This is a genomic window from Paracoccus sediminis (assembly GCF_900188295.1).
Lineage (GTDB): Bacteria > Pseudomonadota > Alphaproteobacteria > Rhodobacterales > Rhodobacteraceae > Paracoccus > Paracoccus sediminis.
In genome coordinates, this window is record NZ_FZNM01000004.1 from 149,645 (window position 1) to 172,463 (window position 22,819).

At 67.3% G+C, this 22,819-nt stretch carries 21 protein-coding genes; 13 read left to right on the forward strand and 8 right to left on the reverse strand.

Going from position 1 to position 22,819, the window contains the following annotated elements; all coding sequences use genetic code 11:
- Positions 1–24 precede the first annotated feature (24 nt).
- Together CHB77_RS08380 and CHB77_RS08385 are read left to right on the forward strand one after the other, a co-directional pair.
- On the forward strand, positions 25–987 hold the full coding sequence (locus CHB77_RS08380) for a polyprenyl synthetase family protein (RefSeq protein WP_089387745.1): 963 nt from the start codon (positions 25–27) through the stop codon (positions 985–987).
- Positions 984–1,505, forward strand: coding sequence for a sterol desaturase family protein (locus tag CHB77_RS08385; RefSeq protein WP_089387746.1), 522 nt, complete (start codon positions 984–986; stop codon positions 1,503–1,505). Before CHB77_RS08380 ends, CHB77_RS08385 begins: the two co-directional genes overlap by 4 nt.
- Here the strand turns inward: CHB77_RS08385 and CHB77_RS08390 are convergent.
- Genes CHB77_RS08390 through crtY form a run of 3 tightly spaced genes read right to left on the reverse strand, consistent with a single transcriptional unit; the run spans position 1,449 to position 4,989 of the window.
- Positions 1,449–2,366: a phytoene/squalene synthase family protein gene (locus tag CHB77_RS08390; protein ID WP_089387747.1), complete on the reverse strand. Its 918-nt coding sequence runs from the start codon at positions 2,364–2,366 to the stop codon at positions 1,449–1,451. The genes CHB77_RS08385 and CHB77_RS08390 overlap by 57 nt on opposite strands.
- Positions 2,363–3,838 carry a phytoene desaturase gene (locus CHB77_RS08395; RefSeq protein WP_089387748.1) on the reverse strand — a complete coding sequence of 492 codons (1,476 nt, stop codon included), beginning with the start codon at positions 3,836–3,838 and terminating at the stop codon, positions 2,363–2,365. Before CHB77_RS08395 ends, CHB77_RS08390 begins: the two co-directional genes overlap by 4 nt.
- Complete coding sequence (crtY, locus tag CHB77_RS08400; protein ID WP_089387749.1) at positions 3,835–4,989, reverse strand: lycopene beta-cyclase CrtY; 1,155 nt, start codon at positions 4,987–4,989, stop codon at positions 3,835–3,837. Before crtY ends, CHB77_RS08395 begins: the two co-directional genes overlap by 4 nt.
- Before the next feature lie 57 nt (positions 4,990–5,046).
- Here crtY and CHB77_RS08405 point away from each other — a divergent pair, with 57 nt between their 5' ends.
- Positions 5,047–5,658, forward strand: a complete 612-nt coding sequence (locus CHB77_RS08405; protein ID WP_165456230.1) for a DUF2585 family protein — start codon at positions 5,047–5,049, stop codon at positions 5,656–5,658.
- On the opposite strand, the gene CHB77_RS08410 is transcribed toward CHB77_RS08405, so the two are convergent.
- The gene (locus CHB77_RS08410) at positions 5,630–6,844 is read right to left on the reverse strand and encodes a glycosyltransferase (protein ID WP_165456229.1); all 1,215 of its coding nucleotides are present in this window, start codon (positions 6,842–6,844) and stop codon (positions 5,630–5,632) included. The two genes, CHB77_RS08405 and CHB77_RS08410, sit on opposite strands and share 29 nt — an antisense overlap.
- Positions 6,845–6,944: 100 nt before the next feature.
- On the opposite strand from CHB77_RS08410, the gene CHB77_RS08415 reads away from it, so the two are divergent.
- The 8 genes from CHB77_RS08415 to CHB77_RS08450 all read left to right on the forward strand — a co-directional run bounded on the left by CHB77_RS08415 (position 6,945) and on the right by CHB77_RS08450 (position 15,152).
- On the forward strand, positions 6,945–7,619 hold the full coding sequence (locus CHB77_RS08415) for an HAD family hydrolase (RefSeq protein ID WP_089387752.1): 675 nt from the start codon (positions 6,945–6,947) through the stop codon (positions 7,617–7,619).
- Positions 7,616–8,575, forward strand: coding sequence for a sugar-binding transcriptional regulator (locus CHB77_RS08420; RefSeq protein WP_089387753.1), 960 nt, complete (start codon positions 7,616–7,618; stop codon positions 8,573–8,575). The genes CHB77_RS08415 and CHB77_RS08420 overlap by 4 nt, the downstream gene beginning before the upstream one ends.
- Positions 8,576–8,721: 146 nt before the next feature.
- Entirely contained in the window at positions 8,722–10,044 is a 1,323-nt protein-coding gene (locus CHB77_RS08425) for an ABC transporter substrate-binding protein (protein WP_089387754.1), read from the forward strand.
- A 100-nt stretch (positions 10,045–10,144) separates the two neighbouring features.
- On the forward strand, positions 10,145–11,014 hold the full coding sequence (locus CHB77_RS08430) for a carbohydrate ABC transporter permease (RefSeq protein WP_089387755.1): 870 nt from the start codon (positions 10,145–10,147) through the stop codon (positions 11,012–11,014).
- Positions 11,015–11,024: 10 nt separating this feature from the next.
- The gene (locus tag CHB77_RS08435) at positions 11,025–11,849 is read left to right on the forward strand and encodes a carbohydrate ABC transporter permease (RefSeq protein ID WP_089387756.1); all 825 of its coding nucleotides are present in this window, start codon (positions 11,025–11,027) and stop codon (positions 11,847–11,849) included.
- A 10-nt stretch (positions 11,850–11,859) separates the two neighbouring features.
- Positions 11,860–12,864: an ABC transporter ATP-binding protein gene (locus CHB77_RS08440; RefSeq protein WP_089387757.1), complete on the forward strand. Its 1,005-nt coding sequence runs from the start codon at positions 11,860–11,862 to the stop codon at positions 12,862–12,864.
- Positions 12,861–13,634 carry an L-iditol 2-dehydrogenase gene (locus CHB77_RS08445; RefSeq protein WP_089387758.1) on the forward strand — a complete coding sequence of 258 codons (774 nt, stop codon included), beginning with the start codon at positions 12,861–12,863 and terminating at the stop codon, positions 13,632–13,634. The genes CHB77_RS08440 and CHB77_RS08445 overlap by 4 nt, the downstream gene beginning before the upstream one ends.
- A 39-nt stretch (positions 13,635–13,673) precedes the next feature.
- Positions 13,674–15,152 carry a mannitol dehydrogenase family protein gene (locus CHB77_RS08450; RefSeq protein ID WP_089387759.1) on the forward strand — a complete coding sequence of 493 codons (1,479 nt, stop codon included), beginning with the start codon at positions 13,674–13,676 and terminating at the stop codon, positions 15,150–15,152.
- Positions 15,153–15,191: 39 nt separating this feature from the next.
- Here CHB77_RS08450 and CHB77_RS08455 read toward each other — a convergent pair whose 3' ends face one another.
- From CHB77_RS08455 to CHB77_RS08470, 4 genes are all read right to left on the reverse strand, one after another.
- The gene (locus CHB77_RS08455) at positions 15,192–15,842 is read right to left on the reverse strand and encodes a YjbF family lipoprotein (RefSeq protein ID WP_089387760.1); all 651 of its coding nucleotides are present in this window, start codon (positions 15,840–15,842) and stop codon (positions 15,192–15,194) included.
- Positions 15,839–17,995, reverse strand: coding sequence for a YjbH domain-containing protein (locus tag CHB77_RS08460; protein ID WP_242626579.1), 2,157 nt, complete (start codon positions 17,993–17,995; stop codon positions 15,839–15,841). The genes CHB77_RS08455 and CHB77_RS08460 overlap by 4 nt, the downstream gene beginning before the upstream one ends.
- A gap of 151 nt (positions 17,996–18,146) precedes the next feature.
- Positions 18,147–18,977 carry a hypothetical protein gene (locus tag CHB77_RS08465; protein WP_089387762.1) on the reverse strand — a complete coding sequence of 277 codons (831 nt, stop codon included), beginning with the start codon at positions 18,975–18,977 and terminating at the stop codon, positions 18,147–18,149.
- 107 nt (positions 18,978–19,084) lie between these two features.
- The gene (locus CHB77_RS08470; RefSeq protein ID WP_089387763.1) at positions 19,085–20,467 is read right to left on the reverse strand and encodes an L-serine ammonia-lyase; all 1,383 of its coding nucleotides are present in this window, start codon (positions 20,465–20,467) and stop codon (positions 19,085–19,087) included.
- A gap of 228 nt (positions 20,468–20,695) precedes the next feature.
- On the opposite strand from CHB77_RS08470, the gene dusB reads away from it, so the two are divergent.
- Both dusB and CHB77_RS08480 read left to right on the forward strand, forming a co-directional pair.
- Entirely contained in the window at positions 20,696–21,694 is a 999-nt protein-coding gene (gene dusB / locus CHB77_RS08475; protein WP_089387764.1) for a tRNA dihydrouridine synthase DusB, read from the forward strand.
- Positions 21,691–22,809: a two-component system sensor histidine kinase NtrB gene (locus tag CHB77_RS08480; protein ID WP_089387765.1), complete on the forward strand. Its 1,119-nt coding sequence runs from the start codon at positions 21,691–21,693 to the stop codon at positions 22,807–22,809. Before dusB ends, CHB77_RS08480 begins: the two co-directional genes overlap by 4 nt.
- Positions 22,810–22,819 lie beyond the last annotated feature (10 nt).

The following is a 22,819-nucleotide window of genomic DNA, read 5'->3' on the forward strand; positions in this document are numbered from 1 at the left end:
CGCCAGCCCTGAAGGACCACTTTCATGCACCAGCAGGCAATAGACAAGGCGAACCCCGCGACCAAGCATCCCGACGCGCAGGCCGGCTTTGCGCGTCAGCTTGACTTGCGGATCGGCCATCACCTGTCCAAGCTGTCGCCCGCCCCCGCCCGCCTGGTCGAGGCCGCGCAGGATGCCATGTCCAGCGGCAAGCGGCTGCGTCCCTATCTGCTGCATCTGGTGGCGGGGGACGCCGCCGACGGCGATTGCGTCCTGGACATGGCCGTGGCGCTGGAGATGGTGCACACCGCGTCCCTGATCGTCGATGATCTGCCGTCGATGGACAACGCTGCCCTGCGGCGGGGCCGTCCCACCACCCACGCCGCCTTTGGCGAGGCGACGGCGATCCTGACGGCCATCGGGCTGCTGAACCACGCGATCTCGATTGCCAATCACCTGCCGGGAACCGACGACCATCGGCGCAATGCCCTGGTTGCGATCCTGTCGGGGGTGATGGGCTGGCAGGGGCTGGTCGCGGGACAGGAACTGGATCTGCACGGCTTTTCCGAACGCGATGACCTGTCGGGCGACGCCCTGGGCCGCATCACCCGCATCAATGCGCTGAAGACCGGCGCCCTGCTGTGCGCGGCGGTCGAGGCGGGGGCCATCCTGGGCGGCCGCGCCGATGAGGAGCGCAGTCTTCTGCGCCGTTTTGGCGAGGATCTGGGCCAAGCCTTCCAGATCGCCGACGATCTGGCCGACATGCTGGCCGACAGCGCGGCCATCGGCAAGGATTCCCGCCAGGATGTCGGCAAGGAAACCTATCTGGCCGTCTATGGTGTCGAAGAAGCATTCCGGCGCTGCCGCGCGCTGCTCGCCTCGGCCGACGAGGCGTTGGTCCGCGCGGGTCTTGCACCCGATCCGTTCCGCCAGATGATCCAGGCGATCTTCGATCCGATGCTGGACCGCGTGCCGCAGTCCGGCCCCAAGGCCGGCGCCGCGCGATGACCTGGCTGGTGCCCCTTCTTATCGTCGTCCTGACGGTCGCCACGATGGAATTCGTGGCGTGGTGGACCCATAAATATGTCATGCACGGCTGGGGCTGGGGCTGGCACAAATCGCATCACGAACCCCACGACGGCGGTTTCGAACTGAACGACCTGTATGCGGTGTTTTTCGCGGCCGCCGCCATCGGGCTGTTCTGGTGGGGTCAGTCGTGGTGGCCCGCCACCTGGCTGGGCGCGGGCATGACGCTCTATGGCCTGCTGTATTTCATCGCCCATGACGGGCTGGTGCACAAACGCTGGCCCTTTTCCTATATCCCCCGCAAGGGCTACATGAAGCGCCTGTATCAGGCGCACCGCCTGCACCATGCGGTCGATGGCAAGGATGGCTGCGTCAGCTTCGGCTTCATCTATGCCCCGCCGATCCCCAAATTGGTCAAGGAACTGGACGGCAACCGCACGGTGTCACGGCCTGCGGTAAAGACCGTCGCGGGGGACGGCGGAGACCCGACGGCGCGGTGACAGAACCGTGCCCGCCGCCGCTTGGGCGGCCAGCCGCAGCTTTTCGCCCCTGGTCGTGGTCAGGCGCCCGTTCCAGGCATCAGGCCCCTGGTCGCGCAGCTTGACGCCGATCTGGCGATAGATGTTGCGGGCGGCGGCGATGGCCAGGGCCGGGCGCCGGGGCAGGGCGGCAATCCCCGCATCGGCGCTGCGATAATAGATCTCGGCCTGATCCAGCAGATGCAACGCCACGCGGTGCAGGGCGGGGCGTTGGGACAGATCGTCGGGATCAACGGCGGCGATGCCCTGTGACGCCAGCAGGTCGCGGGGCAGATAGGTCCGCCCGATCCGGGCATCGTCGATCACGTCGCGGGCGACGTTGGTCAGTTGGAACGCAAGCCCCAGATCGCTGGCGCGGTCCAGTACGGATTCGTCCCGGACGCCCATGATCCGCGCCATCATCACGCCCACCACCCCCGCGACGTGATAGCAGTAATCCAGCAGATCGTTGAGGCCGTTATAGACGCGCCCGTCCACGTCCATCGCGAACCCGTCCAGCAGTTCATCGACATGCCGATGGGGAATAGCGCGTGCCGCCATGACCCGCGCCAGGCCGGCATAGACGGGCGCGGACGCCTCGCCCCGCAGCGCCCGATGCGTCAGATCGCGCAATTCCCTCAGCCGCGCGGCGGGATCGTGGGCGGCCCCGGCGGAAAACCCCGCCTCCTGCCCGTCGATCATGTCGTCGGCGTGGCGGCACCAGGCATACAGCATCACGCAGTCGTCATGCATTCCGGGCGGCAGGAACCGCGACGCCATGGAAAAGCTTTTCGACCCCACGGCGATGGATTGCCGGGCCTGATCCAGGGTGGCGTCGGTCATGCCCGTTCGCCGATCATCAGGGATGCGGTGGCCTCGGCCGATCCGACGACGCCGGGAATGCCCGCGCCCGGATGAGTGCCCGCGCCGACGATATACAGGTTCTTCAGCCGGTCGTCCCGGTTATGGGGACGGAACCACGCGCTCTGGGTCAGGATCGGTTCGATGGAAAAGGCCGACCCCAGATGGGCGTTCAGTTCGGACCGGAAATCGAGAGGCGTGAAATGGCGCACCGTCATCAGGTCGCGCCGCAGGTTCGGGATATAGCGCGATTCCAGATAATCCAGGATCCGGTCGCGGTAGATCGGCGCCTGCCGGTCCCAATCGGGATCCACCGTGCCCAGATGCGGCACAGGGGCCAGCACATAATAGGCGCTGCACCCTTCGGGCGCGAGGCCGGGGTCGGTGACGGACGGCGCGTGCAGATACAGCGAGAAATCGTCGGCCAAACCGTTGCCCGCGAAAATCTGGTTGACCAGTTCGCGATAACGCGGGCCGAACAGCACCATGTGGTGGCGCAGGTCGGGGCGCAGCCCGCGCAGGCCGAAATAGATCATGAACAGCGACATGGAATGGCGTTTCGCCGCCAGCCGGTCGCCCTTGGGATCGCCCAGAAGGCTGCGATAGGTGTGAACGACATCGGCATTGCTGGCGATCATGTCGAAGGGATGGCGCACGCCCATTGCATGGACGGCGGTGGCGCGGTCTTCCTGGGTCTCGATCCGGTCCACAGGGGCGTTCAGGTGGATGGTCCCGCCCAGTTCCCGGAACAGTTGCGCCATGCCCGCGACCAGTGCGCCCGTGCCCCCCTTGGCGAACCACACGCCGCCCTTGCGTTCCAGCGCATGGATCAGCGCATAGATGGACGAGGTGGAAAAGGGATTTCCCCCCACCAGCAGCGTGTGAAAGCTGAAGGCCTGGCGCAGCCGATCGTCCCGGATGTGCCGGGCTACCATCGAATGGACCGACCGCCAGGCTTGCAGCCGGGCCAGTTGCGGGGCGGCGCGGATCATGTCGCTGAAATGCAGGAACGGCACGGTGCCCAGCTTCTCGTACCCCTCGCGATAAACGTCGCGGGAATAGGCGAGGAACCGGCGATAGCCCTGGACATCGGGGGGATTGAAGGCGCGGATCTGGCGTTCGATGGCGTCCTGGTCGTCGGCGTAATCGAAGACGCTGCCGTCCTCCCAGCACAGGCGATAGAAGGGATTGACCGGCAGCAGCGTCACATGGTCGGCCATGTCGCGGCCCGACAGGCGCCACAGTTTCCTCAGGCAGTCAGGATCGGTGATGACCGTCGGCCCCGCGTCGAAGGTGAAGCCGTCGTCGTGATAGACATAGGCCCGCCCGCCGGGCTTGTCGCGCTTTTCAAACACGGTCGTGGACAACCCTGCGCTTTGCAGCCGGATCGCCAGCGCAAGCCCGCCCAGGCCCGCGCCGATCACGGCGGCGGTCTTGCCGGTGGTTTGTGTCATGCGGGTTTCACCTTGAATGTTTCGGGCAGGCAGCGCAGGGCGCGGCCCACGGGCACCGGCGGGCGCCCCGTCAGGATCCGCGCCTTGTCGGCCAGGGTGCTGGTGCCCGCGTAAAGCCGTTCGATCAGCGGTTCGGGCAGGCGATAGAACCGCTGCATCACGTGGCGCCGCCGGTCGGGGTCGGCGGCCTCGAACAGCATCCGCGACAACAGGCGGTAAAAGCCCTGTGCCCTGGCTTCGTGCAGGGACAAGCGGCGCAGCGCCAAGGCCAGCGTCTGCGGACCCTGCTGCCAGTGCCGCGCGATCAGGTCGGCGCTGCGCACCGCTTGGGGCAAGCTGTATCCGGTCAGCGGATGGAACCGCATGGCGCGCAGGCCGATGGCGGGAACAGGCGGTTGGGCCTTCCAGAACGCATCCGCATCGAACCGCAGCGCGATGGGCAGGACGCCGGTTTCCTCGCGGTCCACCTGGGCGATCCGCCAGCCCTGGGCTGCGGCATAATCCGCGATGGCCCCGCGCTGGCGTTCCGGCGACAGGACGGCACGGTCCGAATAATAGGTTTCCTCGATCAACAGGCGCATATCGTCGAAGGGCAGCAGATAGAAAAACCGATAACCGTCCTGCTGGGGCACGGTGGCATCCATGATGACCGGACGCGTCAGCCCGTGCGGCGCGGTCAGACGGACCTCTTGCCCCAGGAACTTCTGGAATCGCACCTCGATGGCAGGGTGCGGCACAAAGCCGCGGGCATCGATGGCGATCCTGGCCTCGATCCGCCGGCCATCGGCCAGGACCACGCCGGTCGCATCGACCGAGGCGACCCTTGCCGTCAGTCTGCCGATTCCCGGCAGGCCCGAGATGGCCGCGCCCAGGCTGTCCGCGTCCAGCGAGGCATAGCCCGACCGCAGGCGGCGGGCGTAACCGGGGAATCGGACGTCCTGACCGTTCCAGCGGCGGCGGACCGCCGGGCCCAGCCAGTCGCGCTGGGCCGGATCCAGGTCGCCGTCGTGAAAGGACCAGGTGTGCCCAGCCAGCGGATCGGGACGCTGATCGATCAGCAGGACGCGCCCGGCGGCGCCCAGGCGCAGCGCGGCAAGGGCGGCCGACAGACCGGCCCCGGCAATCACGATGTCGGCAGTGTGCTGTGCCATATCCCTCTGATCTTGCGGCCCCTTGTCATGGCGACGGGCAGCCTTACTGTGGCAACGATGAAAGACGAAAACCGTTCCGCCCCGCCGCTGACCCCCGAACGATCCGCCAGCCTGCCGCCAGTTGCAAGGGTCTTGCCACGCCCTTTCGGCCGTGGAAAGCAGGCGGCAACGCTGATCGTGCTGGCCCTGGCGGCCAAGCTGGTCTTGCTGGCGATGGTGGGACGCCCCCTGGGCTGCGACTGCGGGCAGATCTGGGCCATGCCCGGAGAAGCGCGGCTCAATTCCCGGACGCTGCTGGATCCCTATAGCCTGCTGCATCTGGTGTTCGGCGCCGTGCTTATGAAACTGGTCCGCTGGCAGCGGCCCGACTGGCCGCTGTGGACGCTGCTGGCCGCCGCCATCGTCAGCAGCACGGTCTGGGAGGTGGTTGAGAACCTGCCCGTCACCATCGCCATGTTCGGCTATTCTCCCAACGATCCGCTGGCCTATGGGGGCGACAGCATCCTCAACTCGCTGGGCGATACGGCGGCGGTAGCCCTGGGCGCGGTTCTGGCGCTGCCGTTGGCCCCGCCGGTCGTGGCGGGGCTGGCCGTTGCGGTGGAACTGGCGGTGTCGCTGTGGATCGGCGATGGGTTCGCCATCACGCTGTCGCGGGCGCTGGGGCTTTAAGCAGCGCCTCGATCCGGTCAATCGCCCCTGCGGCGCCGCGCCAGGTGTCCGCCGCATCGGCAAAGTGCCGGGCTGCGGCGCGATGGGCGGGGTCGGACAGCAGCGCCGTCACGGCGGCAGCCATACGCGCGGTGCTGCGTTGCCACGGCGGCAACCTCAACCCCGCGCCGCACCGGACGATCCGCGCGGCGACGCCGGGCTGGTCGTGGGTCAGCGGCAGCGCCAGCATCGGCACCCCGGCGGCCAGGCATTCCAGGGCGGTGTTCAGTCCGGCATGGGTCACACACAGGTCGGCGCGCGCCAGCACGGCCCCCTGCGGCACAAAGCCGCGCACCCAGTCCGCCGGGATTGCCCGCGCCTTGTCGTCCGGCAGGCACCCGGCATGGGACACCAGCACCTGCGCCCCCGCCTGACGGCAGGCCCGCGCGATTCGCGACAACAGCCCCGCGCGATGCCCCTGCAACGTGCCAAGCGAGGCATAGACGAACGGACGATCCGGGTCGGGCCGGATGTCGGCCGGAAAATCGCCCGGCGCCTGACCGCGCCGGAATGGGCCAAGCTGGGCGACATGGGCGCCGTTGGCCGGGCGGGGGTAATCGAAACCCGGCGCCATTTGCGACACCGTCAGACGGGGCGACAGGCAATCCTGCAAGCGCCGCAGGTCGCCCAGGCCCCAGGTCCGCGACCAGCGGCGGATCGCCCGCGATTGCGGCGTCATCAGGACATCCGCGACCCGTTCGCCGCCCCGGTTCCGGCGCAGACCACCGGCGGTCGGATCATGCGGCCAGCCCAGGAACGGCAGGGGAATCCCCGGTTCCGGGTCCATCGGCACCGCGCAGGCCACCGACACGAGGGGCACGCCCAGGACGCGGGCCAGCAGGCCGCCCGCAGGCTCCATCTGGTCGCCCAGGATCAGGTCCGGGGACAGGCCGCGCAGGATGGCCAGCCCATCGCGGCACAGCCGGTCGGTGCGGCGGGCGCCGGTGACGATCTCGGCCAGCAGGCGGTGCGGCTGGGGACGGGTGGGCGGGCCGGGCAGGGTGGCCTGCGCGACCCCGCCTTGCAGCAGGACGCCCGGTTCGGTCAGAAAGACCGCCTCGTGCCCGCGACGGGCCAGTTCCTGGGCCAGGGCCTCGAAGGCGCGCAGGTGGCTGGGCAGGGGCGGGGTAATCAGGATGGCGCGCATAAGACCTCGGGGACTCTGGCGCCAAGGGTGTCGCGCAATGCCGTGTCTTGCGCAAGCGCGGCTGTTGGCCGCAAGATTGCCCTGACACGGGGGCGGAACGTTGACCATCGGGCTGATTATCTTCGATTGCGACGGCGTGATCGCCGACAGCGAGGTTCTGTCGGCCTTGGTGCTGATCGACCAGCTTGCCGCGCTTGGCATCGCCGTCACCCCGGCCGAGGTGCGACGCGATTTCCTGGGCCGCAGCTTTCCCACCGTCGCCGACACGATCCGGCAGCGGTTCGGCAACCCGCTGCCCCCCAGCTTCGAGATGGACTATCGCCGTCGCCTGCTGGACCGTTTCGCCACCGAACTGCGCCCCACCCCCGGCATCATGGCGGTTCTGGACAGGCTGATCCATCCGTCCTGCATTGCCACGTCCTCCAGCCCGCAGCGGGTCGGGCGCACCTTGCAGGTTCTGGGACTGGCGGAACGGTTTGCGGGTCGCGTCTTTACCGCCAGTCAGGTCCGCCACGGCAAGCCCGCCCCGGACCTGTTCCTGTTCGCCGCGGCGCAGATGGGCCACGCCCCCGCCGATACCCTGGTCATCGAGGACAGCGCCCCCGGCATCGCTGCGGCCCAGGCCGCCGGGATGCAGGTGCTGCATTACGCGGGGGGCGCGCATTTGCGGAATTCGGATGCCGCATCCATGCCGGGGGACGTGCAATCCTTTGACAACTGGACAGAATTCCCGCATCTGTTACGCGAATTGTCAGCCGGAGCAAGCATCCCGTGAACGCCACCCGATTTTCCCCCGAGGCGGTGCGGCTGGACGATGCGGCGCGGGCGGGCTGGCTGTATTACGTCGCCGGCAACACCCAGGACGAGATCGCCCGCAAGCTGGGCGTCAGCCGCCAGTCGGCGCAGCGTCTGGTGGCGATGGCCGTCAGCGAACGGCTGATAAAGGTCCGCATGGATCACCCGATCGCGCGGTGCATGGATTTGGCGGGCGCGCTGTCGGACCGTTTCGGCCTGACGTCCTGCGACGTGGTGCCGTCCGATCCCGATGCGCCGGGCCTGTTGACAGGCATCGCCATCGCGGCGGCGGCGGAACTGGAAAGAACCCTGAAATCGCCCGAACGCCGGATCGTCAGCCTTGGGACGGGCCGGGCGCTGAAGGCCACGGTGGAACAACTGCCGCGCATGTCCTGTCCGCAGCATGTGGTCGTGTCTCGGCTTGGCAACATGATGCAGGACGGATCCGCCTCGCCCTATAACGCGACGATCAGCCTGGCCGAACGGATCGGGGCGCCGCATTATCCCTATCCCCTGCCGGTGCTGGCGCGCGATCCGGCGGAACTGGCCGCGATGCGCCAGCAGGAAGCGGTGCGGAACACCATCCGCCTGTGCGAACAGGCCCATCTGTCCCTGGTCGGCATCGGCCAGATGGACCGCACCGCGCCCTTGTTCGTCGATGGCTTCGTCAGCGCGGCCGAGATGGACGACCTGGCTGCCAAGGGCGCCGTGGGCGAGATCACGAGCTGGGTCTATGACGCGGACGGCCATGTGATCGATTGCGACTTTACCGCCCGCGTGGCGTCCGCGCCCCTGCCGCGCGCGGCGGAACGCCCTGTGATCGCGGTCGCCACGGGCGCGGCCAAGCTGCCCGCGATTCGGGCCGCCTTGGTGGGGCGGCTGGTGAACGGCCTGATAACCTCGGAAGCGACGGCCGAACGCCTGCTGGCCTGCTGATCCGCGGCTATCTTGTCACGCAAGAAAGTTGCGGCTTTGGGCCGGTGACTTTTCATGTCAAACTTGGCGATTGACAGAGTGCCCAAGCTTTGTGAATATTTGCCCGTCGATATGGCAAATGCCCAAACGACAAGGGGAGGAATAGCATGACCACCACACTTCGCGCCTTGATGGGCGCGACGGCGCTGTGCGCCACCGCCGGCCTTGCCGCCGCGCAGGACAACGTGACCCTGACGGTCGCCACCGTGAACAACGGCGACATGATCCGCATGCAGGGCCTGACCAGCGAATTCACCGCCGCCAATCCCGGCATCACCGTCGAATGGGTGACGCTGGAGGAAAACATCCTGCGCGAGCGCGTCACCACCGACATCGCGACGCAGGGCGGCCAGTACGACGTCCTGACCATCGGCACCTACGAGGTTCCGATCTGGGCCAAGCAGGGCTGGCTGGTGCCGCTGGAGTTCGACGAAGACTATGCCGTCGATGACCTGATCCCCGCCGTGCGCGAGGCGCTGTCGGTGGACGGCAAACTCTATGCGGCGCCTTTCTATGCCGAATCGGCCATGGTGATGTATCGCACCGACCTGGCCGAGGCCGCGGGCGTGACGATCCCGGAAGAACCGACCTGGACCGACATCATGGCCGCCGCCAAGGCGATGACCGACAAGTCCAAGGAACAATACGGCATCTGCCTGCGCGGCAAGCCGGGCTGGGGCGAAAACATGGGCTTCATCACCGCCATGGCCAACAGCTATGGCGCGCGTTGGTTCGACACCGACTGGAAACCCCAGTTCGACAGCGCCGAATGGAAGGAAACGACCACCGACTATCTGGCGATGATGAACGAATACGGTCCCCCCGGCGCATCGTCCAACGGCTTCAACGAAAACCTGTCGCTGTTCCAGCAGGGCAAATGCGGCATGTGGATCGACGCCACGGTGGCCGCCAGCTTCGTGACGGATCCCAAAACCTCGACCGTGGCCGATAACGTCGGCTTTGCCAAGTTCCCGACCAAGGAAGGCTTGGACAACCGCGGCAACTGGCTTTGGGCCTGGTCGCTGGCGATCCCGGCATCGTCGGATGCGCAGGATGCGGCCAAGACCTTTATCGCCTGGGCGACATCCAAGGGCTATACCGAACTGGTCGCAAGCAAGGAAGGCTGGCGCGCGGCCCCTCCGGGCACGCGGACCTCGCTGTACGAGAATGCCGATTACCAGAAGGAAGCGCCTTTCGCGGCGATGACCATTTCGGCGATCAATGCGGCAACCCCGCAGAAAGCCTCGGTGCAGGACATCCCCTATACCGGCGGTCAGTTCGTGGCGATCCCGGAATTCCAGGGCATCGGCACGGCGGTCGGGCAGCAGTTTTCGGCGGCATTGGCCGGACAGATGTCGGCCGAGGACGCGCTGGCCACCGCACAGGCCAACACCACGCGCGAGATGACGCGCGCAGGCTACATCAAGTAACGAGTGTCACCCCGTTGCCTGTGACGGCACCGCCCGGCCCCTCCTCCGGGCGGTGACCACAAGGGGCCGATGGCCCCGCCGCCCAAGGGAGTTCTTCGCCATGGCCACCCGCCAGACACAAGGTCTTGCCCGGCTGATGCGGGCGCCCGCCATCATCCTGCTGTTCATCTGGATGATCGTGCCGCTGTGCATGACGCTGTATTATTCCTTTCTGAATTATAACCTGCTGAACCCCGGCATGACCAGTTGGGCGGGATGGTTCAATTACCAGTATTTCTACACCGACCCGGCCTTTCTGGAATCGATCAAGAACACCCTGATCCTGGTCCTGGGGGTGCTGTTCATCACGGTCGTGGGCGGCATCGGCATCGCCATCCTGATCGACAAGCCGATCTGGGGGCAGGGGATCGTGCGGATTCTGGTGATTTCTCCGTTCTTCGTGATGCCGCCGGTCGCGGCGCTGATCTGGAAGAACATGATTATGCATCCATCCTATGGGGTGCTGGCGGACGTGGCGCAGTTCTTTGGCGCGCAGCCGGTGGACTGGTTCGCGCAGTATCCGCTGACCTCGATCATCCTGATCGTGGCCTGGCAATGGCTGCCCTTCGCCACGCTGATCCTGCTGACCGCGCTGCAATCGCTGGATACCGAACAGATGGAAGCGGCCGAGATGGATGGCGCGCCCGCCCATTCCCGGTTCCTGTATCTGGTGCTGCCGCATATGGCCCGCGCGATCACCGTGGTGATCCTGATCCAGACGATCTTCCTGCTGGGCATCTATGCGGAAATCCTGGTCACGACCAACGGCGGTCCGGGCTTTGCATCCACCAACCTGACCTTCCTGATCTATCGCGCGGCGCGTCTGAACTTCGACATCGGCGGCGCGGCGGCGGGGGGCATCATCGCCGTCATCCTGGCCAACGTCATCGCCGTCTTCCTGATGCGCGCCGTCGGCAAGAACCTGGACTGAGGGGGTACATATGGCACGCGCGACATCCCGCAACGCCAAGATCGGCTGGACCGCCGCCGCGTGGTTCGTGGCCCTGCTGATCTTCTTTCCGATCCTTTACACGATCATCACCAGCCTCAAGACCGAGCAGGAGGCCATCGCCGGTTTCGACCTGATCCCGTCGCTGACGCTGGAAAGCTATCAGACCGTCCAGTCGCAGAACAACTATTGGCGACCCTTTACCAATTCGGTGATCCTGGCAGTCGGATCCACCATCCTGGCGCTGATCGTGGCGATCCCGGCAGCCTGGGCGATGGCGTTTTCGCCCACCAGGCGGACCAAGGACATCCTGATGTGGATGCTGTCCACCAAGATGATGCCCGCCGTGGCGGTGCTGGTGCCGATCTATCTGATCTTCCTGCGCACCGGGCTGATGGACACCCGCATCGGCCTGACGGTCCTGCTGATGCTGATAAATCTGCCGATCGTGGTCTGGATGCTGTACACCTATTTCCGCGAAATCCCCGGAGAGATCCTGGAAGCCGCGCGGATGGACGGCGCAACCCTGCGCGACGAGATCCTGTATGTGCTGACGCCCATGGCGATCCCCGGCATCGCATCGACGCTGCTGCTGAACATCATCCTGGCCTGGAACGAGGCGTTCTGGACCATCCAGCTGACCACCACCAACGCGGCGCCGCTGTCGGCCTTCATCGCCAGTTTCTCCAGCCCGCAGGGGTTGTTCTGGGCCAAGCTGTCGGCGGCGTCCACCATGGCCATCGCGCCGATCCTGATCCTGGGCTGGTTCAGCCAGAAGCAACTGGTCCGCGGCCTGACCTTCGGCGCCGTGAAATAAGGGGAAACACATGGGACAGATAACCCTGCAAGGCGTGGCCAAGCGGTTCGGCGAGGTCGAGGTGATCCCGCCGCTGGATCTGGATATCGACGACGGCGAATTCGTGGTCTTCGTGGGACCGTCCGGCTGCGGCAAGTCCACCCTGCTGCGCCTGATCGCGGGGCTGGAGGACGTGAGCGGCGGGCGCATCCTGATCGACGGCAAGGACGCGACCGACGCATCCCCCGCGAAACGCGGGCTGGCGATGGTGTTCCAAAGCTATGCCTTGTATCCGCACATGTCGGTCAGGAAGAACATCGCCTTTCCGATGAAGATGGCCGGGATGCCGCAGGACGAACAGAACCGCCGCATCGAGGCGGCGGCCAAGGCGCTGAACCTGACGAACTATCTGGACCGCCGCCCCGGCCAGCTGTCGGGCGGGCAGCGTCAGCGGGTCGCCATCGGGCGGGCCATCGTGCGCGAACCCTCGGCCTTTCTGTTCGACGAACCCTTGTCCAACCTGGACGCGGCGCTGCGCGTGGGGATGCGGCTGGAAATCAGCGAACTGCACAACCGCCTGAAGACCACGATGATCTATGTCACCCACGACCAGGTCGAGGCGATGACCATGGCCGACAAGATCGTGGTGTTGCAGGCCGGCCGGATCGAACAGGTGGGCAGCCCGCTGGATCTGTATCACCGCCCTCGCAACGTGTTTGTCGCGGGCTTCATCGGCAGCCCCCGGATGAACCTGTTTTCCGGCACGGCGGCGGCGGAATACGGTGCCACCACCATCGGCGTGCGGCCCGAACACATCCGCATTTCGGCGGACGGGGGCAAGTGGAAGGGCCGGGTGGGCGTGTCCGAACACCTCGGCTCGGACAGCTTTTTCTATGTCGAGGACACCGGGATGGCCGAAACCGTGACCGTCCGGTCCACCGGAGAGGTCAACCTGCATCACGGCGACACCGTCTGGCTGACCCCGGACGAGGGGAAAATCCACACGTTCGACACCAAGGGGGACCGCATCGGATGAAGCGGCTTGACGGCAAGCGCGCCCTTATCACCGGCGCGGCTCGGGGAATCGGCCTGGAATTCGCCCGCGCCTATCTGGCCGAGGGGGCGCGGGTGGCGATCTGCGACATCAACCTGGATGCCGCGCAACAGGCTGCAAGGGCGTTGGGCAGCGACGCCATCGCCGTGCGGCTGGACGTCACCGACCAGGCATCCATCGACGCCTGCGTGGCGGCGGTCGAGGATGCCTTTGGCGGCATCGACATCCTGGTCAACAACGCCGCCCTGTTCACCGCCGCGCCCATCGCCGACATCGCCCGCGCCGATTACGATCGCATCTTTGCGGTCAACGTGTCGGGCACGCTGTTCATGATGCAGGCGGTCGCGCGCGGCATGATCGCGCGGGGGCAGGGTGGCAAGATCATCAACATGGCGTCCCAGGCCGGGCGCCGGGGCGAACCGCTGGTCGCCGTCTATTGCGCCAGCAAGGCCGCCGTCATCAGCCTGACCCAGTCGGCGGGCCTGAACCTGATCGCGCACCGCATCAACGTGAACGCCATCGCGCCCGGCGTGGTCGATGGCGAACACTGGGACGGGGTGGACGCGTTCTTTGCCAGATACGAAGGCAAGGCCCCCGGCCAGAAGAAACGCGAGGTCGGCGAGGCCGTTCCGTTCGGCCGCATGGGCACCGCCGCCGACCTGACCGGCATGGCGATCTTTCTGGCCACCCCCGAGGCCGATTACATCGTCGCCCAAACCTATAACGTGGATGGCGGACAGTGGATGAGCTGAGGCCGTCCATCCCCGCATCCCCTGACGAAAGGTCCAAGCATGGCCGTCAACCTGTCTGAAACCACCCTGTCGGCCCTTCCCGACACCGTGGGCCGCCCCGGTTACGATCGTGGTGCCCTGGGCCGCGGCATCGTTCATGTCGGGGTGGGCAATTTTCACCGCGCCCACATGGCATGGTATCTGGACCAGTTGTTCGAGATGGGCGAGGGCCATGACTGGGGCCTGATCGGCGCGGGCGTGCGGCCGGGCGATGCGGCGATGCGCGACCGGCTGGCCGGGCAGGACTGGCTGACCACCGTGGTCGAACTGGATCCGGACGGGCTGAACGCGCGGGTCATCGGGTCGATGATCGATTTCGTGCCCATCGATCCGCAGGCGGTCGTTCATGCCATGGCCGATCCCGCCATCCGCATCGTGTCGCTGACGATCACCGAAGGGGGTTATTACGTCGATGCCAAGACCGACGGTTTTGACGCAGCCCATCCCGATATCGCCCATGACGCGGCCCATCCCGACGCGCCGAAAACGGTGTTCGGCATGATTCTGGCCGCGCTGCGCCGCAGGCGGGATGCAGGGTCCGAACCGTTCACCGTCATGTCCTGCGACAATCTGCCGGAAAACGGTCATGTCTGCGCCCGCACGGTCACGGAACTGGCGCAACTGTCCGACCCGGCCCTGGCGGACTGGATCCGGCGCCATGTGGCCTTTCCGAACTCGATGGTCGATTGCATCACCCCCGCCACGTCGGACCGCGAACGCAGCCTGGTCAGCGACCGTTTCGGCATCGCCGACGCCGCCCCCGTGGTCTGCGAGCCGTTCCGCCAATGGGTGCTGGAGGATCATTTCCCCCAGGGGCGCCCGCCGCTGGAAAGGGTCGGGGCGGAATTCGTGGCCGATGTCAGCCGGCACGAACTGATGAAGCTGCGGATCCTGAACGGGGGCCATGCGGCCATCGCCTATCCCTCGGCCCTGTTGGGGCACCATTTCGTTCACGATGCCATGGCCGATCCCCAGATCGAGGCCTGGCTGCGCGCCCTGGAAACGCGCGAGATCATCCCGACCCTGCAACCGATCCCCGGCGTCAGCTATGACGAATACCTGGAACTGATCGTCAGCCGATTCGCCAACCCCGAGATCGGCGACACCATCCTGCGCCTGTGCCTGGACGGATCGAACCGGCAGCCGAAATTCATCCTGCCGGTTCTGGCGGATACGCTGAAATCCGATGCGGACGTGGACGGCCTTGCGCAAGAAGTGGCGTTCTGGTGCCGGTATTGCGAAGGCACGGACGAGGCGGGCAATGCCATCGCGCCGAACGACGACAACCATGCCCAGTTGCGGGAATACGCGCTGGCCTCGCGGCGCGATCCGCTGGCCTTCTTGCAGAATGAGACAGTGTTCGGGCCGCTGGCCGGCAATCCGGTTTTCCGGGAAGCCTTTGCCCGCAAGCTGACGCTGGTGCAGAAACAGGGCGTGCGGACGGCCATCGACACCTATCTGTCCGGCACCCGCGCCTGACGGGGAACCGGCCCGCAGGGGCCGGTTTCGGTTGTCGGGTCAGGGCCGCAGCGTCTGGATCGTCACATAGCCCAGGTTCGGCCCGATCCATTGGCGCGACACGGCAATCTGGCCCCCCGCAACCATGTAGCTGTTCTGGAAACTGGTGCCATGGCCCTGGCAGCTTTCGACCGTCACGCCGGGCCGCGGACCCGCGCCCACGGTGCAGGAAAACTGCAAGGGGCGTTCGACGCCATCGCCGGCGAAATAGCGCATGATGCGCACGCCGGTGCCCGTGGCCCCCGCGCGAATCAGCGTTTCGGTCTGCGGTTCCGCCACCGACAGGTCGTGGCCCAGGCCGCGCGTGCCGACCAGCATCCCGCCGCGCAGGATCAGCGCCTCCTCGGCGGGGGTCATGTAGGTGCGCAGGGCGCCGTTCTGGCCGGTCAGCGCCATGACCTGCGTGCGGTCCAGGCTTTCGAAACCGGCCTGGATCAGCGGGCCGGGGTTGACACGCAGCGCCTCGGCCGCAGCTTCCTGCGGGGATTTGGGCGCCACCACGGGCTGGTCGGCGGCCCGGCGCTGCGCCACCACCTGACTGGCGGTCTGCGCCAGGACGCCCAACGGGCCGCTGCGTTCGTCGTCGTTGCCGCAGGCGGCAAGCCCGGCCACCAGCGACGCCGCCAGCGTGATCTTCAACGCGCCGTTCATCGCCAGAACCTCCCCCAGCCTTCATACAGTTTGACGGAATGGCTTTCGCGCACTTGGTCGTACAAACGGTCCCGCACGTTCAACTGCGCGCCGCCATCGCGCGACAGCGACCGCAGGTTGGCGTTGACCCGCTCGCGCGAGGGTTGCCCGGTCGCCCAGCCCAGCGGGATCGATAGGGTGACGCCCTTGTCGAAGCTGCCCTCGCCGAACTCCTCGGACGACAGGTCGGTCTTGGTCGCATAGGCCCCCAGCCGCCAGCCATTCGCGAATTCGCGCGTCAGGCTGACGGTCGCGCCCTTGTCGCCCGCCAGATACTTGCCGACATCGACCTGCGCCGTGAACCCGTTCGCGAATTCGTAATAGGCCGAGACATGGCCCATCGTGACCTCGTAGTCGCGAAAGTCGAAAAGCTGGTCGAAGTCGCGCTTGCGGACCCGGTTCACCTCGGCCCCCAGGGCCAGGGGCGATCCCGCAGGCTTCCACAGAACCTCGGCCGAAACGCCGCCATAGGCCCGTTCCAGCAGGCCCGCGGTGACACGGGTGTAAACCGCCGGCGTGGGCTTGGCGTAATAGGCCAGCGTCAGTTCCGGGATCACCGGGCTGTCGTTGCCGGAATACATGCGCGTGTCGGACCGGACGCGCGGCACGCCTTCGGGCGTGGTTTCCAGCGACGGGTCGGCCTCGTACTCCTCGGCGGTATAGTATTCGCCGCGCTGACCGGGAATGCCGGGACCGCGCCGTTCAATATTGCCAAAGACCCGCTGGCGCAGGGCGCCGGTCAGGACCAGGCCCGGCGCGATTTCGTAACTGGCGCGTGCCTCGGCCCCGACTTCGTGGGTCAACCCGTCCTCGGCGCTGAAAATGCCCAGGTTCAGCGTGGGCTTGATCGACCAGCGGAACCGGGGATAGACGCCTTCGCTGCGCACCAGTCCGGGCGCGCCCGCCGGGGCATCGGACAGCACCGAGGCGGCGGCGATCTGCCCAGCCTCGGTGTTTTCAAGGCGTTCCACATCGGACCGGCGCAAGGTGACGGACGATGTCGGCAAGCCTTCGGCGGTCGAGGTGATGACGAAGGTTTCGACCGACGGGGGCAGGGCGCGGGTCATCAGCCGCGCGGTGCGGCCGACGGCCTCGGCCTGGTTGATGTAACGGGTGTTGCGCAGCCGCACCTCGGCCCGGCTGGACGACAGGGCCATGCTTTCCAGGATCTGCCCTTCGTCGGCCATCGCATCGCCAAGCGCGGCCTGGATCGCGGGTTGCGCGGTCGGATCCTGCGCCCAGACGCCCGACCAGCCGTCGGGGTCAGCACCGGGCGACGGGCGCGGGCGCACCGGGGCCGGGGCCTTTTCCAGGCCCGAGGGATAGGGCGCCTCTCTGGGGTTCAGGGCGATCGAGAACTGCGCGCCGAAGGAGTTCCCGCCGATCGAATAAACGCCCACCTGATAGGCGCGGCCGAAGCTGTAATAGGCGCCAAGGTTCAGGCTGCTGCCCGGCTCGTCGCCCTGCTGGAAGACCTGGCCGTTGCTGTACCGCGCCACATAATCGGTGTTGGAATATTCGGCCACCAGGCTCAGCCGGTCGTTGACCTGCCAACTGACCGAGGCGAAGGGCCTGGCGCCGCCCCGGAACCAGTCGTCGACGTTCGGCGTGCCGCCTTCGTCGTCGATATCGATGGTGCGCGGCTTGCCCGCCAGCACGCCCCAGCCCAGACCGGCGGACACGCGGACCGACGGCGTCACCGTCTTGGTGGCGACGATGTATTCGCCCGAATAGACGCCGGTTCCCAGAAAATCCTGCAAGCCCACGGCCAATGCGGGACGCCAGCCCTGTTCGTCCAGCACCTGATAGCGCAGATCCAGCGACCGGTCGGTGATATAGCCGTTGTCGCGGTAATCGTTGATTCCGTCGATGCGCGAATAGCGCAGCACGGTCGTCAGCCCCGGCAACGCCTGAAAGACGATATTGCTGCGCCGCGCATAATCCGACCAGGACACCGTCGCGCCCAGCGTGCCATCGGGCAGCGTTTCGGCCGTGGGCGTGTCGATGCCGCCGGGCAGGCCATAGGTGGACATGCTGCGGCCATACATCGGTTCCGCCACAGCGGTCGTGCCGGCCGAACCCAGTACCAGGGCGATGGGCAGGGTGGTCGCCATCAGGCGTCCTGCAAGGGGGGATCGGCGCATGGTGGCATGTCCTCGTTGGCGTTTGGCCGGATCATAGACGGCAAACCGGTTCCCTGACAGCCCGGCTGCGCATCATGCCCGCGCGGGTGCGTCCCGGATGCCGCAGCGGGCGGTCAGCGGGTCAATCGGCGGGTTCGGTCGCGGTCGTGTCGGCGCCGGTCGACTGGGCCGGGGGAAGAACCCGCAATTCCGGCACGATCGGCGCGGCGGTCGCCGCGGGGGTGCCGCTGGCGGTGGGCGGGGGCGGCAGGTCGCCCGTGCCTTCCGACGCGGGCGCGGTGGGGGCAGGGCTGGCCGCGGGCTGGGATGCGGGGGCCGGTGCCGACGTTTCCGCACCGGCTGCCGCGGCTGCGGCAGGGACCGCTGCGGGGCGGGACGCGGCGGGTCGTGGGCTGTTCGTGGTCGCGCGCGGCGTGGCCGGGGCGGGGGCGCGGGTGGCGGCGACGGCCTGGGCGGTCTCGGCGGTGGCGGCGGCCGCGCAACCGGTCTGCGTGTTGCCCGAAACGGTCAGGCGCGCGCTAAAGGGAAAGTCCTGGCCCGACATGCTGTCCCGGCATTCGGCTGCGCGGATGTTGAGCGCAAAGGGACGGCCCGCATGGACGCCGATGTATTCGACACCCTGCGCAAAGACCAGGCGGTTCACGCGGATCGGACGGCCGTTCTGGTTGTCCGGCGTCTTGTAAAGGGCGGTGCTGCCCGCGACATCGACGGCCCAGAACGGCTCGTTTCCGCGCGCGCTGAAGGCGGCGGTGTTGTAGGTCGCGGCCTCGGCGGTGGACACGGGCCTCATTTCGGTTCCGGTTTCAATGGGCTGTTCCAGCGGCGACACGCCGGGCGGGCCCTTGTGGCCTTCGACCAGGGGGGCGGCGCGGTCCATGCCGGGGATGGTCACGCCTTCGCAGGCGGCAAGCGGCAGGGTCATCAGCGCGATGAATGCAAGACGCGGGGTCATCGGTCAGCCTTCTTCAGGGGATCACTGTCATGCCAGCGTTAGCAACCGGCCGCCGCCGGGGCAAGCCGATCACAGACCCTGCGGCGGCAGCCCGCCGCTGTATCCCATCAACAGTTCGGCACGTTGACCGCCAGCCCGCCCAGGGATGTTTCCTTGTATTTGTCCGACATGTCGCGGCCGGTCTGGCGCATCGTCTCGATCGCGGCGTCCAGCGGCACGAAATGGGTGCCGTCGCCGCGCAGGGACAGGCTGGCCGCGCTGACCGCCTTGATCGCGCCAAGCCCGTTGCGTTCGATGCAGGGCACCTGCACCAGCCCCCGCACCGGATCGCAGGTCATGCCCAGGTGATGCTCCAGGGCGATTTCGGCGGCGTTTTCGACCTGTTCCGGCGTGCCCCCCAGCACAGCCGCCAGTCCCGCCGCCGCCATCGCGGATGCGCTGCCCACCTCGGCCTGGCACCCCGCCTCGGCGCCGGAAATGCTGGCGTTGTGCTTGACCAGCCCGCCGATGGCCGCCGCTGTCAGCAGGAATTCGGGGATGTCGCGTTCGGACGCGCCCGGCACATGGTCCAGCCAATAGCGGATCACGGCCGGCACGGTGCCTGCCGCGCCGTTGGTAGGCGCGGTGACGACCTGGCCGCCGGCCGCGTTCTCCTCGTTCACGGCCATGGCATAGGTGGACATCCAGTCGTTGATGACATGGGGCGCGGTCAGGTTCATGCCGCGTTCGGCCAGCAGCTTTTCGTGGATCGCCTTGGCGCGGCGCTTCACCGACAGCCCGCCCGGCAGGATGCCGTCGCTGGTCAGCCCCCGGTCCATGCAGTCGCGCATCACCTGCCAGATCCGCATCAGTCCGTCGCGGATCTCGGCGTCCGAGCGGTAGACGCGTTCGTTGTCATGCTTCATCCGGGCGATGCTTTTGCCCGACGCCTTGGCCATGGCCAGCATCTCGGCCGCGCTGGCAAACGGGAACGGCACCGCGGGTGCGTCATCGCTGCGCTTTTCGTCCCCCTTGCGGGCCAGTTCTTGATCGGTCAGCACAAAGCCGCCGCCGATGGAATAATAGACGCGGTGGAAGATCACGTCGCCCTGCGCGTCGGTCGCGGACAGGGTCATGCCGTTGGCGTGGCCCGGCAGCGCATGGTCGTAATCGAAGCGCAGGTCGCGGTCGGGGTCGAAGGCCAGATCGCCCAGCCCCTCGGGCGACAGGAGGCGGGTATCGCGGTTCGCCGCCAGCGCCGCCTCGGCGGCCTCGGCGTCCAGCGTGGCGGGCACGAAGCCCGCAAGGCCCAGGATCGTGGCGCGGTCGGTCGCATGGCCCTTGCCGGTAAAGGCCAGGCTGCCGTGCAGGCTGGCCTTTACGCCGTGGGCCTTGAACGGCTGCTGGCGCAAATCGTCCAGAAAGCGTGCGCCGGCGACCATCGGCCCCATCGTGTGCGACGACGACGGGCCGACGCCCACCTTGAACAGATCGAAAACCGACAGGAACATCCTGTCCCCCTTGTGATTTCCTTTCATCTACGCATCTGCTACGGGTTTCGCCACCGCGATTGCGGCAATGCGGTCGGATCTTCGCGACATTTTCCCGGACTCCGGCGCTGCTGTGAAAATAGGCGGCATGCCTATATAACAGGCTTTCGACCGTCTGATGAAACACGCGGCAGCACCCCCTGCATCGACGATCTTGCAGCAGGCAGGTGGCGGGTAAAGGAACGACACATGCAGTTCGGCGAACCGATCATTCTTGGCGACACGCGGCTGGGACCGCCGGTGTTTCTTGCACCGATGGCGGGAATCACGGATCTGCCGTTTCGCCGTGCCGTTGCGCGATACGGCGCCGGGCTGATGGTCAGCGAAATGGTCGCCTCGACCGAGATGGTGACGCCGCGCCCGTCCACCCGCGCCGCTGTCCGCGCCAAGGCTTTGACCGAAGGCGCGCTGCCTGTCAGCGTGCAGATCGCGGGCCGCGAAGCGGGCGCGATGGCCGAAACCGCCCGGATCGTGCAGGGCATGGGCGCGCGGATCATCGACATCAACATGGGCTGTCCGGCCAAGAAAGTGACGGGCGGGCTGTCGGGCGCGGCGCTGATGCGCGATCTGGACCACGCGCTGACGCTGATCGACGCGGTGGTGAGCGCGGTCAACGTGCCCGTGACACTGAAGATGCGGCTGGGCTGGGACGACGATTGCCTGAACGCGGCCGATCTGGCGCGCCGCGCGACGGATGCGGGCGTCAGGATGCTGACGGTGCATGGCCGGACGCGCGCGCAATTCTACAAGGGTCGGGCCGACTGGACCCGCATCCGCGCGGTGGCGAACCTGCCGGGCCGCCCGCCGTTGGTCGCCAACGGCGATGTGGTGGACGGGGCGTCGGCGCGCGCCGCCCTGTCGGCCTCGGGGGCGGATGCGGTGATGGTCGGGCGCGGCGCCCAGGGGGCGCCCTGGCGGCTGGCGCAGATCGCGCATGACCTGGTGGGCAGCCCTGCGCCCAGGGTGCCGCAGGGCGATGCCCTGGCCGATGCGGTGGCCGAACATTACGAAGACATGCTGGATTTCCATGGCACCGACCTGGGCCTGCGTGTCGCCCGCAAGCATCTGGGCTGGTATGCCGACGCGAACGGCGCCCCCCTGCGCGACCGGATGCTGCGGGCCGACAGCCCCGCGGCGACGCTGGCGCTGATCCGGCGGGCCTTCGGCGATGCGCGGGTGGCCGCATGACACGGCGCAGCCCGGCGGGCTTCGATCAGGTGTGCCCCGGTCCGGGCTGGGACGCCCTGCCGCTGCCTGCGCTGGTGCTGGACGAGAAAGGCCGGGTTGCCGCGATGAACGACGCGGCCGAGGTGTGGCTGAACATCTCGCGCAATTCCACCCTGGGGCGGACCCTGGACGGCGACGAGATGGGCACCCGCCTGCGCATCCTGCCGCCGCTGTCGCCGCTGATCGACCGCGTGATCGCCACCGACGAGGCGCTGTATCAGCCCAATGTCCGGTTCGAGATCGGCGACCGCGTGGGCGGACATCAGGAACGCCGCGCCCTGGTCCATGCCGGACCGGCCGGGCCGATCGGCGGCGCGATGACGCTGCTGCTGGTGCCCCTGGACGAGGCGGGCCTGCAATCGCAGAACCGCGCCGTGCGCACCGCCGCGCGCAGCGCCATCGGCATGGCCGAGATGCTGGCCCACGAAATCAAGAACCCCCTGGCGGGCATTCGCGGCGCCGCGCAGCTGATCGGCATGAACGCCTCTGCCGACGATCGCGAGATGGCCGAGATGATCGTCAGCGAATCGAAACGCATCGTGTCGCTGCTGGAACAGGTGGAACGCTTCGGCGACACCTCGGCCCCGAACCTGCGGCCGGTCAATGTTCACGACGTGCTGGAAAAGGTCCGCCGGTCCGCCGCCGTGGGCTTTGCCAAGAAGATCGGCATCGTCGCGGAATACGACCCGTCCCTGCCGGATGCCCTGGCCGATGCCGACCAGTTCACGCAGGTCTGCCTGAACCTGGTCAAGAACGCGGCCGAGGCGTTGAAGGACACCGACCATCCCACCATCCGGCTGCGCAGCTTTTACGACCACACCTTGCGCCTGCCCCCGGACGAATCCGATCCATCCGGCCGCCCGCTGCCCTTGCAGATCGAGATCGAGGACAACGGTCCCGGCCTGCCCCCCGTCATCGCCGACCAGATCTTTGAACCCTTCGTGTCGGGGCGCGAGAACGGCACCGGGCTGGGTCTGGCCTTGGTCAGCAAGATCATCACCGACCACGGCGCGCTGATCCGCGTGGATTCGCGCCCCGGCCGCACCGTTTTCCGCATATCATTGCCCAAGGCATAAGGACCCGCGC

Bases quoted from the DNA above. Each gene is read 5' to 3' on its own strand.
- CHB77_RS08380 (WP_089387745.1), top strand. From the start codon at position 25: ATGCACCAGCAGGCAATAGACAAGGCGAACCCCGCGACCAAGCATCCC.
- CHB77_RS08385 (WP_089387746.1), top strand. From the start codon at position 984: ATGACCTGGCTGGTGCCCCTTCTTATCGTCGTCCTGACGGTCGCCACG.
- CHB77_RS08390 (WP_089387747.1), bottom strand. From the start codon at position 2,366: ATGACCGACGCCACCCTGGATCAGGCCCGGCAATCCATCGCCGTGGGG.
- CHB77_RS08395 (WP_089387748.1), bottom strand. From the start codon at position 3,838: ATGACACAAACCACCGGCAAGACCGCCGCCGTGATCGGCGCGGGCCTG.
- crtY (WP_089387749.1), bottom strand. From the start codon at position 4,989: ATGGCACAGCACACTGCCGACATCGTGATTGCCGGGGCCGGTCTGTCG.
- CHB77_RS08405 (WP_165456230.1), top strand. From the start codon at position 5,047: ATGAAAGACGAAAACCGTTCCGCCCCGCCGCTGACCCCCGAACGATCC.
- CHB77_RS08410 (WP_165456229.1), bottom strand. From the start codon at position 6,844: ATGCGCGCCATCCTGATTACCCCGCCCCTGCCCAGCCACCTGCGCGCC.
- CHB77_RS08425 (WP_089387754.1), top strand. From the start codon at position 8,722: ATGACCACCACACTTCGCGCCTTGATGGGCGCGACGGCGCTGTGCGCC.
- CHB77_RS08430 (WP_089387755.1), top strand. From the start codon at position 10,145: ATGGCCACCCGCCAGACACAAGGTCTTGCCCGGCTGATGCGGGCGCCC.
- CHB77_RS08435 (WP_089387756.1), top strand. From the start codon at position 11,025: ATGGCACGCGCGACATCCCGCAACGCCAAGATCGGCTGGACCGCCGCC.
- CHB77_RS08440 (WP_089387757.1), top strand. From the start codon at position 11,860: ATGGGACAGATAACCCTGCAAGGCGTGGCCAAGCGGTTCGGCGAGGTC.
- CHB77_RS08445 (WP_089387758.1), top strand. From the start codon at position 12,861: ATGAAGCGGCTTGACGGCAAGCGCGCCCTTATCACCGGCGCGGCTCGG.
- CHB77_RS08450 (WP_089387759.1), top strand. From the start codon at position 13,674: ATGGCCGTCAACCTGTCTGAAACCACCCTGTCGGCCCTTCCCGACACC.
- CHB77_RS08455 (WP_089387760.1), bottom strand. From the start codon at position 15,842: ATGAACGGCGCGTTGAAGATCACGCTGGCGGCGTCGCTGGTGGCCGGG.
- CHB77_RS08460 (WP_242626579.1), bottom strand. From the start codon at position 17,995: ATGGCGACCACCCTGCCCATCGCCCTGGTACTGGGTTCGGCCGGCACG.
- CHB77_RS08465 (WP_089387762.1), bottom strand. From the start codon at position 18,977: ATGACCCCGCGTCTTGCATTCATCGCGCTGATGACCCTGCCGCTTGCC.
- CHB77_RS08470 (WP_089387763.1), bottom strand. From the start codon at position 20,467: ATGTTCCTGTCGGTTTTCGATCTGTTCAAGGTGGGCGTCGGCCCGTCG.
- dusB (WP_089387764.1), top strand. From the start codon at position 20,696: ATGCAGTTCGGCGAACCGATCATTCTTGGCGACACGCGGCTGGGACCG.
- CHB77_RS08480 (WP_089387765.1), top strand. From the start codon at position 21,691: ATGACACGGCGCAGCCCGGCGGGCTTCGATCAGGTGTGCCCCGGTCCG.